We start from the raw sequence: 15,479 nt of genomic DNA, 5'->3' as shown, positions 1-15,479 counted from the left end.
AACCATTCCGGTTACACCCTGATAAGGCGAACTTATGAAACAAAAAGTGGTTAGCATTGGTGATATCAACGTAGCAAACGACCTGCCGTTCGTGCTGTTCGGCGGGATGAACGTGCTGGAGTCTCGCGATCTGGCGATGCGCATCTGTGAACATTACGTGACCGTTACGCAGAAGCTTGGCATCCCCTACGTTTTCAAAGCCTCCTTTGATAAAGCCAACCGTTCCTCCATCCACTCCTATCGTGGTCCGGGTCTGGAAGAAGGGATGAAGATTTTCCAGGAGCTGAAGCAGACCTTTGGCGTGAAAATCATCACCGACGTTCATGAAGCCAGCCAGGCGCAGCCGGTGGCTGACGTGGTGGACGTGATCCAGCTCCCGGCCTTCCTCGCGCGCCAGACTGATCTGGTGGAAGCGATGGCCAAGACCGGGGCGGTGATCAACGTCAAGAAGCCGCAGTTCGTCAGCCCGGGCCAGATGGGCAACATCGTCGATAAGTTTATCGAAGGCGGTAACGACAAAGTGATTCTGTGTGACCGCGGCGCTAACTTCGGTTACGACAACCTGGTCGTGGATATGCTCGGCTTCGGCGTGATGAAGAAAGCCTCCAACAACTCGCCGGTCATTTTTGACGTCACCCACGCGCTGCAGTGTCGCGACCCGTTTGGCGCTGCTTCCGGTGGCCGCCGTGCGCAGGTGAGCGAACTGGCTCGCGCCGGTATGGCGGTAGGTATCGCCGGTCTGTTTATCGAAGCGCATCCGGATCCGGAGCACGCGAAATGCGACGGCCCGTCCGCGCTGCCGCTGGATAAACTGGAGCCGTTCCTCAAGCAGATGAAAGCGATTGACGATCTGGTGAAAAGCTTCGACGAGCTGGATACCAGCAAGTAAGCCTGACTGCGTCAATGAAAAAACCTGCCGGCGTCAAAACCGGCAGGTTTTTTTTCGCCCGGACTCCGCCGGGCGGGAAAGCGGGTCAGGCGAAAATGGTCATCAGATAGGCGGCGAACAGGGCCAGGTGGGCCGCGCCGTTCAGTACATTGGTGCGCCCGGTGGAGAAGGAGATATGGCACAGCACCAGCGAGGCGACCATCACCACCATCTCCGGGGCGCCGAGGCCGAAGCGCAGCTCATTGCCGGTCAGGAAGGCAATGAGGGTGACCACCGGCACCGTCAGCGAGATGGTAGCCAGCACGGAGCCGAAGAACAGGTTCATCGCTCGCTGTACCTGATTGTTGAGCACCGCTTTGAGGGCACCAAGGCCTTCCGGCGACAGGATCAGCAGGGCCACCAGGAAGCCGGTAAAGGCCACCGGGGCATTCATACTGGTCAACAGCGTTTCCAGCGGATTGGCGTTCATTTTAGTGACTGCGATCACCGCCACCAGGTGCACCAGCAGCCAGATAGTATGCCACCCGCTGCTGTGGGCGGACGGTTTACCATGATGCGGGTCGTCATCGTCGCCGTCGTCTTCATGCTCATAAACAAACAGACTCTGATGGGTTTTGGTTTGAATCAGCAGGAAAACGCCGTACATGGCCGCCGAGATCACCGCTACCAGCAGTGATTGCCCGATACTGAAGTTTGCGCCCGGCAGCGCCATTGGAAAGACCAGCACGATAATCGCCAGCGGAAACAGGGCGATAAGATACTGCTTAATGCCGAACAGATTCATATATTGGGTGGCGAATTTACGCCCACCCAGCAGCAGGGAGAAACCGACCAGACCGCCAGTGACGATCATGATAATGGAGTAGAGCGTATCGCGCATCAGGGTCGGCGCGGCGTCGCCGGTGGCCATTAAGGCGGAGATCAGACTGACCTCAAGGATAACCACCGACAGGCTTAAAATCAGGGAGCCATAGGGTTCGCCCAGGCGGTGGGCGAGGACGTCGGCGTGGCGGACCACGCTGAAAGCGCTGCTTAAAATACCGACCAGCGCGAGGATATTAATCGCGATAACCACTGGCAGTGACTGGCTGTTTCCCCAGAAAAACAGCACCGCCAGCGCCAGCACCGGAAAGACGAGGGAAGACTCCTTATGGCGGGTTTTTACCGCCTCATGTGCATGGGTCATGAACCATCTCCATTTATGCAGGTGTTATAATTATAAAAACGTAGGGCGATAAAGTAACAGATTTTGATAAATTGCCGCTGGTTTTTTACTTAAGTTTACGGGTGTCGAGAGATATCTTGATTAGTTTATTATAATTTTCGATTACTATTATTTTGTACTTACTATTCAGATAATTACTAAAATTCATTTTTCACTCATCCTCGCCTTGATAGCCTGTCCCCTGCGTTCCAGACTTAGATTTTATGCTCAAACAGGAGAACATTATGCCTTATCACAGTAAACAAGAGCTCCCCGACAGCGTTCAGCATGTTCTGCCTGCCCATGCGCAGGAAATTTATAAAGAAGCGTTTAACAGCGCCTGGGATCAATATAAAGATAAAGACGAGCGGCGCGATGACGCCAGCCGCGAAGAGACGGCGCATAAAGTCGCCTGGGCGGCAGTGAAAAACAGCTACGAGAAAGGCGATGACGATAAGTGGCATAAGAAAAAATAATTGCTGACGCCGCTTTTATGCTTGCCAGCGCCCCGCGCATTGCTTATTGAAAGATAAAGCTGGATAATATTTCAGCAATATTGACGGATGCATGAGACGAACGCCGGGAAGCGGGCAGTGGCGGAGGTAGTAAACAGTGTTAACTCGTGATTTCTTAATGAATGCGGATTGTAAGACAGCGTTTGGCGCTATTGAGGAATCGCTACTCTGGTCGGCAGAACAACGTGCAGCCTCGCTGGCGGCGACGCTGGCCTGTCGTCCGGATGATGGCTCAGTATGGATCTTTGGCTACGGTTCGCTTATCTGGAACCCGGCGCTCAATTATCGCGAGTCCTGCACCGGCACGCTGCCGGGCTGGCACCGTGCGTTTTGCCTGCGGTTGACCGCCGGGCGCGGTAGCGCCTGCCAGCCGGGACGTATGCTGGCTCTCAAAGAGGGCGGCCGGACCACCGGCGTTGCCTATCGTCTGCCTGACGACACGCTGGAAGAAGAGCTGACCCTGCTGTGGAAGCGGGAGATGATCACCGGCTGCTATCTGCCCACCTGGTGCAAGCTGGAGCTGGACGACGGACGGACGGTGAATGCCCTGGTGTTTATTATGGATCCGCGCCATCCGCTGTTTGAACCGGATACCAGTGCCCAGGTTATCGCCCCGCTGATCGCCCGGGCTAGCGGCCCGCTCGGCACCAACGCCCAGTACCTTTTTTCACTTGAGCAGGCGTTGAGCACGCTGGGTATGCACGATGCCAGTCTTGATGACCTCGTGGCCAGCGTACGCGCGCTGTTGGGCGAGAGTCCGACGCCAGGCCTGGCCTGAGTGCGCGGAAAAGAAAAACGCCCGGCATGGCCGGGCGTAAGTTCTGGAAGTGACGGTCAGGCCGGAACGTAGCTGATGGAGTGCTCCAGTGACTGGCTGTGACTGTCGATAAGCACGTTCCATGTGCCGCTGTAGGGCACCGTCAGATAGGCGCTGTCCCGATCCTGCACGCTCAGAATATCCGCATGGCTGTCGCCCGGAACCTTCGCGCTCATGAGATGAATATGGCAGCGCTCTGAGCACCGCACCACCAGTGTGTCACCACCAAACAACGTCAAACTTGCTTTAACCATCGCCATTTTTGTACCCCGTTTCTGTCCCGCTACAGCATCCTGCCCACCCAGTCCTCGCGTGATATTGTTCACACTTTGCTCTGTGCATCACATCAAACGCCGCGGGTCGGGATGCTGATTTTGATCAAAAAAAGGGATAAAGATTAAACAAAAATGACGTTGTTCCTGAAAGCATTCAGCTAACGTTTTTTTTGCCTCTTCAAGCGCCAATACGTGACATTTCATCCCGTTCGACAGCCTATCTTCAGAAGGTCAGCACTTTATCTGCCGCCAGCGTCCACTGGGCCAGCTCAACCAGGGTACCAACCTCTACGCCGTCAATCAGCGGTAGCGCGCTGACGCCGCGACCGTCCGCGCAGGTTTTGCACAGCTTCACCGGCACCTGCTGGGCGGTGAGGATCTCCAGCATCTGCTGCACATTGTATCCTTCCGCCGGCTTCTGCCCGCGCAGCCCGGCGGTGACGGCATCAGACATCAGAAACAGCTTGAGATCGAGGTCGGACTGTTGCTCGCGCAGGGCAATGGCCAGGCGCAGGCTGTTGAACAAGGATTCGCTGCCATAGGCGGCGCCGTTGGCGATAATCACAATACGTTGCATACAAACTCCTTCTTAAAGGCACGGTTATTGCTTTACCGCAGTATAAAGCGTTAACCCGGAGGAGGGGTATGAATAATACGACTGGTCACGCGGACGATGTGACAGCCTGGCTACAGCTGGCGCGTCGCCTGCAAAAACAACAGCTTCAGCAGCTTAGCCAACTGGGGGAACTGGCCAGCCAGCTCAGCGCGCTGGTGCATATGCTGCAGTGTGAGCGCGGGGCGTCGAATATTTTTCTTTGCTCGGGCGGCCAACTGTATGCGGCGGAGTGTCGGGCGGGCGGGGCGCTGGTTGATGAGCGGTTAGCGCTGTTCTATGCCAGCCTCGAACGGGCACGTACGGTCGCCGGCAGCGCGCTGTGCTGGCGCATTGCCAGGGCGGTTGGCGATCTGCTGCAGCTTCCGGCGCTGCGCGAGCAGATCGCTCGCCGGCAGATTACCGCTGAAGCCGCGACGGAGCAGTTCAGCCGCGTCATCCGCCAGCTGCTGAACATCGTCCCGCAGCTCAATGACAGCATTGACGATCCGCCGGTGGCTGGCCGCATGGTCGCCCTGTACAGCTTTATGCAGGGTAAAGAGCTGGTGGGTCAGGAACGCGCGCTGGGCGCTCTGGGCTTTACCCGCGGCGAGTTCAGCGACAGCCTGCGCCAGCAGCTGGTGGACCGTATTGACGGTCAGCAGCCCTGCTTCGACAGCTTTCAGGCGCTGGGCAGCCCGGCGACCGTCCAGCTGTTTATCACCCAGTGCCAGGCCGGCCTGGACATCGAACAGCTGCGGCGGATCGCCTGCACCCGCCAGCCTGCCGCCGACGGCGGGGAAACAGCGCTGCGCTGGTTTGGTCTGCAAACCCAGCGGCTTGAGCACCTGCGCGAAGTGGAAGAACAATTGATCGACGATCTGCTGGACGCCACCGACGCGCTGCTAGTGGACGACGCGCCAGGCTGGCTGGCCGGCGAGGAAGTCGATACCCTGACGCCGCATCTGGATAAACAGCTGCTGCCGCTGGTGCGCCAGCAGGCCTATGAGCTGCAGCAGCTCTCGAGCCAGCTGGCCTCGCTGAAAGACGCGCTCGAAGAACGCAAGCTGATCGAAAAAGCGAAAAGCCTGCTGATGACGCACCAGGGAATGCAGGAGGAGCAGGCCTGGCAGACGCTGCGTAAGATGGCCATGGATAAAAATCAGCGCATGGTTGAGATAGCCCGCGCGCTGCTGATGGTGAAGGCGATTTGGCCGCTAACACCAAAGGAGTAGATGCACAATCAATGGGCATTCTTTGCCTGCCGGCGGTGCACTTTTACGTGAGAAACCGGCCAACGCTGGGGAAAAGCCGGCCAGCGCGCCATTGCCAAAGCTGGCATCCCGTTTGCATTACTTATTGAGTGAATAAAAGTCCGGACAACGAACCAATGGCGGTTCGGGTGTCCGTGGATAAAGGCGTCCTGCAGTGCGTATGCACTGTCGGGCGCTTTTTTTTTGCGCGTGGTGGAGCGGATATGAGCGACAAGTTTTCAATTTCCCGGCGGCGCTTGCTGCAGGCAGGGGCCGCGCTGGGCGGCGCGATGCTGCTGCCGGGTGTGATGCAGGCCGCATGGGCCGGCGGATCGGACAAACCGGAGCAAACCCGCGTGCGGGTCGGATTTATTCCGCTGACCGATTGCGCGCCGCTGGCCATCGCCGCGGCGAAGGGGTTTGACAAAAAGTATGGCATCACCCTGGTGGCGAGTAAGGAAGCCAGCTGGGCGGCGGTGCGCGACAAGCTGGTGGCCGGCGAACTGGACGCGGCACATATTCTCTACGGCCTGCTGTACGGTCTTGAACTGGGGATCGCCAGCAAGCCGCAGGCGATGGCTAATTTGATGACCCTCAACCGTAATGGCCAGGCGATTACCCTCTCCGGCGAGTTGCAGGAGAAAGGGGTAACCGACCTCGGCGGGCTGAAACGGCTGATCGACCGCAGCGCGCCGGGCAGCTACACCTTCGCCCATACCTTTCCCACCGGCACCCATGCCATGTGGCTCTACTACTGGCTGGCGAGCGCCGGCATCGATCCCTTTAACGATGTGCGCACCGTCGTGGTGCCGCCGCCGCAGATGGTGATGAACATGCGCATCGGCAATATGAGCGGCTTTTGCGTCGGCGAGCCGTGGAACGCCCGCGCCATTAACGACCGCATTGGCTTCACCGCGGCCACTTCCCAGGATATCTGGCCCGAGCATCCGGAAAAGGTGCTGGGCACCCGTCGCGACTGGGTGGAACGCAACCCGAACACCGCCCGCGCGCTGGTGGCGGCCCTGATGGAGGCGCAGCGCTGGATCGCCGCCTCGCCGGAGAACACTCAGGAGACGGCCCGCCTGCTCGCCAGACGCGGCTGGCTCAATACCAAGGAGCAGTACCTCACCGGCCGGATGCTTGGGGAGTATGACAACGGCCTCGGCCGCCGCTGGCAGGATGCCCATCCGATGCGCTTCTGGGCCGGGGGCGAGGTCAGTTTCCCCTGGCTGTCGGACGGAATGTGGTTCCTCACCCAGTTCCGCCGCTGGGGACTGCTGAAGCAGGCTCCGGATTACCTCGCGGTGGCGTCACGCATTAACCGCATCGACGTCTGGCAGGCTGCCGCCCAGGCGGTCGGCGGGATCAGCGCACCGGCAGCCACGATGCGCAGCAGCACACTGATGGACGGTACGGTCTGGAACGGGTCCGACCCGGAAGGCTACGCCCGCCATTTTGCCATTCAACGTAAGGGGGCATGAGATGAAGCAGGCACAACGTAAGCAACCGGTCGTCAGCGTGGAGAACGCGCCTGGCGAAGTGATTATCCTGCCGCCGGTGCAGGTCCGGCGTACCACGCCAACCGTCACGCGTTGGTTGCGTGAGCTCACTCAGCGCTTGCTGCCCCCGCTGTTGGGGTTGGGGGTGCTGCTGCTGGCCTGGCAGCTGGCAGCGATGCACAGCAAAGGCTTTCCCACGCCGCTGAGCACGCTGGACTCGGCGCTGACGCTGTTTGCCGATCCGTTCTATCAGGACGGGCCCAATGACATGGGCATCGGCTGGAACGTGCTGGCCTCCCTGCAGCGCGTAGCGGTGGGCTTCGGCCTGGCGGCGCTGGCGGGCATTCCGCTGGGGTTTTTGATCGGCCGTTCGCTGTTCTTCGCCCGCATGTTTAATCCGCTGATTGCCCTGCTGCGCCCGGTCAGCCCGCTGGCCTGGCTGCCGATTGGCCTGCTGCTGTTCCAGAAGGCGGAGCCGGCCTCCAGCTGGACCATTTTTATCTGCTCCATCTGGCCGATGGTGATCAACACCGCGGAAGGCGTGCGGCGGATCCCGCAGGACTATCTCAATGTCGCCCGAGTCCTCCAGCTCTCGGAGTGGACGGTGATGCGCAAAATTCTCTTTCCGGCGGTGCTGCCGGCGGTGCTCACCGGCGTGCGTCTCTCCATCGGCATCGCCTGGCTGGTGATCGTGGCGGCGGAAATGCTCACCGGCGGGCTGGGGATCGGCTTCTGGATCTGGAACGAGTGGAACAACCTCAATGTGGAAAACATCATCATCGCCATCGTCATTATCGGCGTCGTCGGCCTGCTGCTGGAGCAGGGTCTGATGCTGCTCGCCCGCCGCTTTAGCTGGCAGGAAAAATAAGGAGCCAACATGAAACCATTAATTCAGGTGCAGGCCGTCAGCCAGCGCTTTAACACCGCCAGCGGCGAGTTCCTGGCGCTGCAGAATGTCTCCTTCGATATCGTCGAAGGGGAGACCATCAGTCTGATTGGCCACTCGGGCTGCGGAAAATCGACCCTGCTGAATCTGATCGCCGGGATCACGACGCCCACCGAGGGCGGACTGCTGTGTGATAACCGGGAAATCGCCGGGCCCGGGCCGGAGCGGGCGGTGGTTTTCCAGAACCACTCGCTGCTGCCGTGGCTGAGCTGTTTCGATAATGTGGCGCTGGCGGTGGATCAGGTGTTCCGTCGCACCATGAGCAAGAGTGAGCGCCGGGAGTGGATCGAACACAACCTGGCACGCGTGCAGATGGGGCATGCGCTGCACAAACGTCCCGGGGAGATCTCCGGCGGCATGAAGCAGCGGGTCGGTATCGCCCGGGCGCTGGCGATGAAGCCGAAGGTGCTGTTGCTTGATGAGCCCTTCGGCGCCCTGGATGCGCTGACCCGCGCTCACCTTCAGGACACGGTGATGCATATTCAGCAGGAGCTTAATACCACCATCGTCATGATCACCCACGACGTTGATGAAGCGGTGCTGCTCTCGGATCGGGTGCTGATGATGACCAACGGTCCGGCGGCGACGGTCGGTGAGATCCTCGCGGTCGATCTGCCGCGTCCGCGTCACCGCGTTCAGCTGGCGGACGACAGCCGGTATCACCATCTGCGTCAGCAGATCCTGCATTTTTTGTATGAAAAACAGCCGAAAGCGGCGTAAGGGGGCGGTCATGACGCGGCGACTGGTGGTGATCGGTAACGGCATGGCGGCCACCCGACTGGTGCAGCGACTGGTTGAGCGCGACCCCGCGCGGTTTGCCATTACCGTCGTCGGCGACGAGCCGCACCCGGCCTATAACCGCATTCAGCTCTCGCCGCTGCTGGCTGGCGAAAAAACGGCGGCGCAGCTCCCGTTGCTGCCGGCGGAGTGGTACACCCGGCACGGGGTGTTCCTGCGATCCGGCGAGGCGGTCGATGAAGTCGATGTTGAGCAACGGCGGCTGCGCATCGCGGAAACCTGGCTGCCGTGGGACGAGCTGGTGTTCGCCACCGGTTCGCGGCCCTTTATCCCGCCGCTGCCGGGCCGTGATCGTCCGCAGGTTATCCCCTTCCGCACCCTGGTGGACGTGGAACGAATTCTGGCGATACCCGGGCCGGCGGTGGTGATTGGCGGCGGAGTACTCGGTGTGGAAGCGGCGGCGGCGCTGCGTCGCCATGGCGGGGAGGTCACTCTTCTGCATCGCGGCAGCGGATTAATGGCGCCGCTGACCGACGCTTTTGCCGCCGATGAGCTCAGGCAGCAGCTTGAAGCGCGCGGCATCCGCTGCGTGCTGGAATGCCGGATCGCCGCCATCGAAGAGGATGGTGTGCGGCTGGCGGACGGGCGCGCTTTCCGCGCCGCCAGAGTGGTGCTGGCCGCCGGCGTGCAGCCTAACAGCCATCTGGCGGCGCAGTCCGGCATGCTGTGCCAGCGGGGGATCGTGGTTGACCGCCAGATGGCCGCCTCGCTGCCGGGGATCAGCGCCATCGGGGAATGTTGCGAAATTGACGGCCAGACCTGGGGGCTGGTGGCTCCCTGCCTGCGCCAGGCCGAGGTACTGGCGGATCGCCTGTGCGGCGCCCCCGGCGAGGGCTTTGTCTGGCAGGACGCCGGGACCCGCCTGAAGGTTACCGGCATTGAACTCTTTGGCGCTGGGGAGCAGCAGGCCGGCGAACAGGATGACATCTATACCAGCTGGGACCCCATCGATCGCCACTACCGTCGCCTGCTGTTGCGCGACGGCCGCCTGCGCGGCGTGCTGCTGATGGGCGACTGCACCGCCGCCACCGCGCTCACCGCGCGCCTGGACAGCGACGAGCCCGCCACTGCGGACTGGCTTTTTGACCCCTCTTCAACGCAGCCGCAGGCTGCAGGAATAATGACGATGACGAAACCTGTATTAGTGCTGGTGGGACATGGCATGGTCGGCCACCATTTTCTCGAACAATGCGTGAGCCGCAACCTGCATCAGCAATATCGAATCGTGGTGTTTGGCGAAGAGCGTTACGCCGCCTACGACCGGGTGCATCTCTCCGAATATTTCGCCGGGCGCAGCGCTCAATCGCTGTCGCTGGTGGCCGATGATTTCTTTCACCAGCACGGCATCGAACTCCGCCTCGGCGAGGCGGTGGCGACGATCGACCGCGACGCGCGGTTGGTGCGGGACGCCGAGGGGCATGAAACCCACTGGGATAAACTGGTGCTGGCGACCGGCTCCTATCCCTTTGTTCCGCCGATCCCTGGCAACGATCTCGACGGGTGCTTTGTCTACCGCACTCTTGACGATCTCGACCGTATCGCCGCCCATGCCGCCGCGGCGAAGACCGGAGTGGTTATCGGCGGCGGCCTGCTCGGGCTGGAGGCGGCTAACGCCCTGAAACAGCTGGGGCTGGACACGCACGTAGTGGAGTTTGCCCCGAACCTGATGGCCGTCCAGCTGGATAACGGCGGGGCGGCGATGCTCCGGGAGAAGATCGTCGCCCTCGGCGTGGGAGTGCATACCAGCAAAGCGACCACCGCCATCGTGCGCGAGGCCGACGGCCTGCGGCTGAACTTTGCCGACGGCGGCGCGCTGCGGACCGACATGGTGGTCTTCTCGGCGGGGATCCGTCCGCAGGACGCGCTGGCCCGCGGCTGCGCGCTGCAGGTGGGCGAACGCGGGGGTATTCACATCGACGGCCAGTGCCGCACCTCTGACCCGGACGTGCTGGCGATAGGCGAATGCGCCCTGTGGGACAATAAAATTTACGGACTGGTGGCGCCGGGCTATCAGATGGCGCGTATCGCCGCGGCCACCCTCGCAGGAGAAGACGCCTGCTTTAGCGGCGCCGACATGAGTACCAAACTGAAGCTGCTGGGGGTCGACGTGGCCTCATTTGGCGATGCGCAGGGGCGTGCGCCGGGCTGTCAGAGCTATCAATGGACCGACGGTCCGCAGCAGGTTTACAAAAAAATCGTCGTCAGTCAGGACGGCAAAACCCTGCTTGGCGGTGTGCTGGTGGGGGAGGCCAGCGACTATGCCACGCTGCTGCAGATGATGCTGAACGGCATGGCGCTGCCGCCGCGTCCGGAGAGCCTGATCCTGCCCGCGCTGGAGGGCGCTGCACCGAAGGCGCTCGGCGTCGCGGCGCTACCGGACAGCGCGCCGATCTGCTCCTGCCATAACGTCAGCAAAGGCGATATCTGCCAGGCGGTGAACCATGGGGCGGGGGATATGGCGGCGATAAAAAGCTGCACCAGAGCGGCCACCGGCTGCGGCGGCTGCAGCGCGCTGGTGAAACAGGTGATGGAGTACCAGCTGGCGGAGCAGGGCGTCGAAGTGAAAAAAGACGTCTGCGAGCATTTCCCGTGGTCGCGCCAGGAGATCTACCACCTGGTGCGGGTCAACCATATCCATACCTTCGAGCAGCTGATTAGCCGCTACGGCCAGGGGCACGGCTGTGATGTCTGCAAACCGCTGGTGGCCTCGGTGCTGGCCTCCTGCTGGAACGAGTACCTGCTGAAGCCGGCGCACCTGCCGCTGCAGGATACCAACGACCGCTATTTCGCCAATATTCAGAAGGACGGAACCTATTCGGTGGTGCCGCGGATGGCGGCGGGGGAAGTGACGCCGGACGGGCTGATCGCCATCGGGCAGATCGCCAAACGTTACCAGCTCTACAGCAAAGTGACCGGCGGCCAGCGCATCGACCTGTTTGGCGCGCGGCTGGAACAGCTGCCGGCTATCTGGCGCGAGCTGGCCGACGCCGGGTTTGAAACCGGCCACGCCTACGGCAAGTCGCTGCGCACGGTGAAATCCTGCGTCGGCTCAACCTGGTGTCGCTACGGCGTGCAGGACTCCACCGGGCTCGCCGTGCGGCTCGAGCATCGCTATAAAGGGCTGCGCGCCCCGCACAAAATCAAGATGGCGGTCTCCGGCTGCACCCGCGAATGCGCCGAAGCCCAGGGGAAAGATATCGGGGTGATTGCCACCGATAAAGGCTGGAATCTGTACGTCTGCGGCAACGGCGGGATGAAACCGCGTCACGCCGACCTGTTTGCCAGCGATCTCGACGAAGCGACGCTGATCCGCAGCATCGATCGTCTGCTGATGTTCTATATCCGTACCGCCGATCGCCTGCAGCGGACCAGCACCTGGATGGATAACCTGGAGGGCGGCGTCGCCTATCTGCGGCAGGTGGTGCTGGAGGATAGTCTCGGCCTTGGCGAGGAGCTGGAGCAGGAGATGGCCAGGATCGTCGACAGCTACCAGTGCGAGTGGCAGACCACCCTCAACGATCCGCAGCGTCTGGCGCTGTTCCGCTCCTTCGTGAACAGCGACCAGCCGGACGAGGCGGTGCAGCGCCACGAGCTGCGTGGTCAGCCGCAGCTGTTGCTGACTGAGACGTTGCCCGAAGGCGAACTCCCATCCCGGCCGTGGCAGGCGGTATGCGACCTTGACGCCATCCCGGCGCAGGCGGGGATTGGCGCCCGCTTAGGGGAGCGGCAGATTGCCCTGTTCCGCTTCGGCGATCGGGTCTACGCCCTGGACAACCGAGAGCCGGGCAGCGCGGCCAACGTGCTGTCACGCGGGTTGTTAGGGGACGTCGGCGGCGAGCCGGTGGTGATCTCCCCGCTGTACAAACAGCGGATTCGCCTGCGCGACGGCTGGCCGTGCGACGGCAGTGAACAGGCGGTACGCGCCTGGCCGGTAAAAGTGGAAAACGGCAAAGTGTGGGTGGGCAACCAGCAGCTGCTGGCGCGCGCGGAGGCCTCCTGATGCAGACCATCCGAACGACCTGTCCTTACTGTGGTGTGGGCTGCGGCGTACTGGCGAGCGTGGATGACGCGGGGCAGGTGAGCGTGCGCGGCGACGATCAGCATCCGGCGAACCTCGGCCGCCTGTGCGTCAAAGGGGCGGCATTAGGGGAGACCACGGGCCTGGCGGGGCGGCTGCTGGCGCCGGAGGTCGACGGCCAGCAGGTAGCCTGGCCTCAGGCGCTGGCGGAGGCCGCTGCGCGCCTGCAACAGGTCATCGACCAGCACGGCCCGCAGGCGGTGGCCTTTTACGCCTCCGGCCAGCTGTTAACGGAGGATTACTATGCCGCCAATAAGCTGATGAAGGGGTTTATCGGCGCGGCGAACATCGATACCAATTCACGGCTGTGCATGTCGTCAGCGGTGACAGGCTACAAGCGGGCTTTTGGCGCCGACGTAGTGCCCTGCAGCTACGACGATGTGGAAAACAGCGATCTGGTGGTGCTGGTCGGCTCGAACGCCGCCTGGGCGCATCCGGTGCTGTTCCAGCGGCTGGCGCAGGCGAAGCGGGATAATCCCCGACTGCGGATCGTGGTGATCGACCCCCGGCGCACCGCCACCTGCGAGATCGCCGACCGCCATCTGGCGCTGGCCCCGGGAAGCGACGGTGGGTTGTTTGTGGGATTACTTAACGCCCTGGTGCAAGCCGGAGCCTGCGTCGATGGCTTTCGCGATGGCTCGCAGGCGCTGGCCGAGGCGAGTGGCTGGGACGTGGCGAAGGTGGCGGATTTTTGCGGCCTGACTGTCGATGAGGTGGCGGCCTTCTATCGCGAGTTCATCGCCGCCCCGCGGGCGATCACCCTCTACACCATGGGAATCAATCAATCCGCCAGCGGCAGCGACAAATGTAACGCTATCATCAACGTCCATCTGGCCAGCGGGAAGTATAGCCGCCGCGGCTGTGGCCCCTTTTCGCTGACCGGTCAACCCAACGCCATGGGCGGCCGCGAAGTTGGCGGGCTGGCGACGATGCTGGCGGCGCACATGGATTTTGTGCCAGACGATCTGCAGCGGCTGGCCCGCTTCTGGGGGACGGAACGGCTGGCGCAGACCCCGGGGCTGACCGCCGTGGAGCTGTTTGCCGCTATTGGCCGCGGCGAGGTCAAAGCGGTCTGGATCATGGGTACCAACCCGGTGGTGTCGCTCCCTGACAGCCACGCGGTGAGCCAGGCGCTGGCCGCCTGTCCGCTGGTGATCGTCTCGGATGTCGCCGCCCAGACCGATACCGGACATTTCGCCCACATCCGCTTTCCGGCGCTGGCCTGGGGCGAGAAGAATGGCACGGTCACCAACTCGGAGCGGCGGATCTCCCGTCAGCGCAGCTTTCTGCCGCCGCCGGGGGAGACGAAAGCGGACTGGTGGATCATCGCCAGAGTGGGGCAGGCGCTGGGGTATCGCGAGGCGTTTGCCTGGCAGCATCCGCATGACGTCTTCCGCGAGCATGCGGCGCTGTCCGGTTTCGAAAACGACGGTCAGCGGGCCTTTGATATCGGCGCGCTGGCGGATCTCAGCCGTGAGGCGTGGGACGCCATGGCGCCGGTGCGCTGGCCGGTCAGCCGCAGCGAGGCTGCCTGGGATATCGCGCGCGGCTGGCATGGCGATGGCAGGCTGCGGATGGTGCCGGTGACGCCTCAACCGACCCGGGCGACCACCGATGTCTTTTATCCGCTGATCCTCAACAGCGGGCGGATCCGCGATCAGTGGCACACCATGACCCGCACCGGCACGGTGCCGCGGCTGATGCAGCATATTGCGGAGCCGGTGGTGGAGGTGGCGCCGCAGGATGCCGTTCGCTACCAGCTTCCCGCCGACGGGCTGGCGCGGATCTGGTCGCGGCATGGGGTGATGGTGGCGAAAGTGACGATCAGCGAAGGGCAGCGCCCCGGCTCGCTGTTTGTTCCGATGCACTGGAACAATCAGTTTGCCCGTCAGGGGCGGGTGAATAACCTGCTGGCCGCCGTCACGGACCCGTATTCCGGCCAGCCGGAAAGTAAACAGGCGGCGGTGGCCATCGCCGCCTGGCAACCGGCCTGGCACAGCGAGCTGCTTTGTCGTGAACCGCTGCCGTTTCCAGCGGCCTGGCACTGGCGGCGGCGGGCAGCGCCTGGCGTGCTGCACTATTCGCTGGCCGGGGAGGCGTCTGCCCGACAGTGGATCAGCGCGTGGTGCGCGCAGCGCGGCTGGCAGCTACAGGTGGCTGACGGCGGCGCGGTATGGAACCTGCTGGCCTGGCATCAGGGGAGGCTGATGCTCGGCTGGTGGAGCGATGTGCGCGAGCCGGCGGTGGATAGCGCATGGATAAGCGCCGCCTTTGCCGCGCCGCCGTCCGATGCCGTCCAGCGACATGCGTTGCTTAGCGGCCGACCGGGCGCCGCCGTCGCCCCGCGGGGGCGGATCGTCTGCAGCTGCTTTGGCGTGGGGGAACGGTTAATTAGCGAGGCTATCGCCAGCGGCTGCGCCAGCGTCGGGGCGTTGGGAGCGAAGCTGAAATGCGGGACCAACTGCGGCTCCTGCGTGCCGGAGCTTAACGCGCTGCTGGCGGCGCAACGATCCCGAACCCAGGCGTAACGGTGGCACGCAGTGACGGCGCCGGTTGGGTGATATGTTGCCCAACCGGTTTCAGCATATTCCTGGAATTGCCCACAGGGCTGCG

At 62.4% G+C, this 15,479-nt stretch carries 12 protein-coding genes; 9 read left to right on the top strand and 3 right to left on the bottom strand.

Annotated elements, in window-relative coordinates; all coding sequences use genetic code 11:
- Positions 1-34: 34 nt before the first annotated feature.
- Positions 35-889, top strand: a complete 855-nt coding sequence (gene kdsA, locus CWM61_RS03260) for a 3-deoxy-8-phosphooctulonate synthase (protein WP_061154187.1) — start codon at positions 35-37, stop codon at positions 887-889.
- Positions 890-974: 85 nt separating this feature from the next.
- Here kdsA and chaA read toward each other — a convergent pair whose 3' ends face one another.
- Positions 975-2,075: a sodium-potassium/proton antiporter ChaA gene (chaA, locus tag CWM61_RS03255; protein WP_074385520.1), complete on the bottom strand. Its 1,101-nt coding sequence runs from the start codon at positions 2,073-2,075 to the stop codon at positions 975-977.
- A 263-nt stretch (positions 2,076-2,338) separates the two neighbouring features.
- Between chaA and chaB the strand changes: the two genes are divergently transcribed.
- Positions 2,339-2,569, top strand: a complete 231-nt coding sequence (gene chaB / locus CWM61_RS03250) for a putative cation transport regulator ChaB (protein ID WP_061154189.1) — start codon at positions 2,339-2,341, stop codon at positions 2,567-2,569.
- Positions 2,570-2,705: 136 nt separating this feature from the next.
- On the top strand, positions 2,706-3,386 hold the full coding sequence (locus CWM61_RS03245; protein WP_074385521.1) for a gamma-glutamylcyclotransferase: 681 nt from the start codon (positions 2,706-2,708) through the stop codon (positions 3,384-3,386).
- 56 nt (positions 3,387-3,442) lie between these two features.
- On the opposite strand, the gene CWM61_RS03240 is transcribed toward CWM61_RS03245, so the two are convergent.
- Both CWM61_RS03240 and CWM61_RS03235 read right to left on the bottom strand, forming a co-directional pair.
- Positions 3,443-3,685 (bottom strand): DUF1883 domain-containing protein, encoded by a 243-nt coding sequence (locus CWM61_RS03240; RefSeq protein WP_002910387.1) that lies wholly within the window; start codon positions 3,683-3,685, stop codon positions 3,443-3,445.
- A gap of 238 nt (positions 3,686-3,923) precedes the next feature.
- Entirely contained in the window at positions 3,924-4,277 is a 354-nt protein-coding gene (locus CWM61_RS03235) for a DsrE/DsrF/TusD sulfur relay family protein (protein WP_012541343.1), read from the bottom strand.
- Between the two features lie 68 nt (positions 4,278-4,345).
- Between CWM61_RS03235 and nasR the strand changes: the two genes are divergently transcribed.
- The 6 genes from nasR (at position 4,346) to CWM61_RS03205 (ending at position 15,394) form a co-directional block, all read left to right on the top strand.
- Positions 4,346-5,527 carry a nitrate regulatory protein NasR gene (nasR, locus tag CWM61_RS03230; protein ID WP_074385523.1) on the top strand — a complete coding sequence of 394 codons (1,182 nt, stop codon included), beginning with the start codon at positions 4,346-4,348 and terminating at the stop codon, positions 5,525-5,527.
- Between the two features lie 242 nt (positions 5,528-5,769).
- Positions 5,770-7,026 (top strand): CmpA/NrtA family ABC transporter substrate-binding protein, encoded by a 1,257-nt coding sequence (locus CWM61_RS03225; RefSeq protein ID WP_032733486.1) that lies wholly within the window; start codon positions 5,770-5,772, stop codon positions 7,024-7,026.
- A 1-nt stretch (position 7,027) separates the two neighbouring features.
- Complete coding sequence (gene ntrB / locus CWM61_RS03220; protein ID WP_023290141.1) at positions 7,028-7,912, top strand: nitrate ABC transporter permease; 885 nt, start codon at positions 7,028-7,030, stop codon at positions 7,910-7,912.
- A 9-nt stretch (positions 7,913-7,921) separates the two neighbouring features.
- On the top strand, positions 7,922-8,710 hold the full coding sequence (locus CWM61_RS03215; protein ID WP_004145418.1) for an ABC transporter ATP-binding protein: 789 nt from the start codon (positions 7,922-7,924) through the stop codon (positions 8,708-8,710).
- A gap of 10 nt (positions 8,711-8,720) precedes the next feature.
- Positions 8,721-12,788 carry a nitrite reductase large subunit NirB gene (gene nirB / locus CWM61_RS03210; RefSeq protein ID WP_100630689.1) on the top strand — a complete coding sequence of 1,356 codons (4,068 nt, stop codon included), beginning with the start codon at positions 8,721-8,723 and terminating at the stop codon, positions 12,786-12,788.
- Positions 12,788-15,394, top strand: a complete 2,607-nt coding sequence (locus tag CWM61_RS03205) for a nitrate reductase (RefSeq protein ID WP_100630688.1) — start codon at positions 12,788-12,790, stop codon at positions 15,392-15,394. The genes nirB and CWM61_RS03205 overlap by 1 nt, the downstream gene beginning before the upstream one ends.
- The last annotated feature ends 85 nt before the right edge of the window (positions 15,395-15,479 follow it).

Source organism: Klebsiella sp. K-Nf6 (assembly GCF_002806655.1).
Classification (GTDB): Bacteria; Pseudomonadota; Gammaproteobacteria; order Enterobacterales; family Enterobacteriaceae; genus Klebsiella; species Klebsiella variicola.
This window is presented reverse-complemented; position numbering and strand designations above follow the sequence as displayed.